The following is an 875-nucleotide window of genomic DNA, read 5'->3' as shown; positions in this document are numbered from 1 at the left end:
GGCACCGCCTCGACGGCGTCCACCGCCCCCAGATCCTCGACCGCGATCACCGGAACATCGGCAACCGACACGTCTTCGAGCAGGTCGCCGGTCGTGACGAGGGCGACCGCGCGGCTGTCGGCCAGCATGAACTCCACACGCTCGGCCGGACTCACCGGATCGATCGGCAGATACGCCGCACCCGCCTTCCACACACCCAACATCGCCGCCACCACGTCCACACCACGCGGCAGGCACAGCGCAACCAGCGACTCCGCACCCACGCCCAGGCCACGCAGGTAATGCGCGATCCGATTCGCCCACGCGTCCAACTCGGCGTAAGTCAGCTCAGCGCCCTCGAACACCACCGCAACGGCATCCGGAGCCCGACGCACCCACCCCTCGAACAACTCCACAACAGCCGAGCCCACCGCGTCCGTCGCGGTGTCATTCCACCCGCGCACCAGGAGATCGCGCTCGCCGACGTCGAGAAGGTCGACGGCGCGCACGCGCGTGTCGGGCGCCGTGGTCACCAGGTCCAGCACCCGTATCCACCGCTGGGCCATGGCCTCGACCGATTCGGCGTCGAACAAGTCCACCGATCCGGTCATCGTCCCGCGCAGCCCGGCGGGACGGCCCTGCTCGTCGAGGGCCTCGCGTATCACTACGTCAAGGTCGAACCTCGCCGGTACCTCCGCTGCCCCTTCGTTCATGTCGGGCAGCCCGCTGCCGACGCTCACCCCGGGCAGGTCCAGGGCCGCGCGCTCGATGTTCTGGACGGTCAGCATGACCTGGAACAGCGGGTGCCGGGCCAGCGACCGCTCCGGCGCCAGCTCCTCCACCAGCCGCTCGAACGGCACGTCCTGATGCTCCAGCGCACCCAGGGTCGTCTCCCG

1 protein-coding gene is annotated in these 875 nt (G+C 69.8%); it reads right to left on the bottom strand.

The features are described 5' to 3' along the window. Nucleotides 1-839, bottom strand: an 839-nt coding sequence (locus QSK22_RS33245; protein ID WP_285498472.1) for an AMP-binding protein, incomplete at its 3' end; no start/stop codon positions are given. Nucleotides 840-875 lie beyond the last annotated feature (36 nt).

Source organism: Actinomadura sp. NBRC 104425 (assembly GCF_030269545.1).
GTDB lineage: Bacteria > Actinomycetota > Actinomycetes > Streptosporangiales > Streptosporangiaceae > Spirillospora > Spirillospora keratinilytica.
The sequence above is the reverse complement of the archived record's forward strand: the minus strand, read 5'-3'. Positions and strand labels throughout refer to the sequence as shown.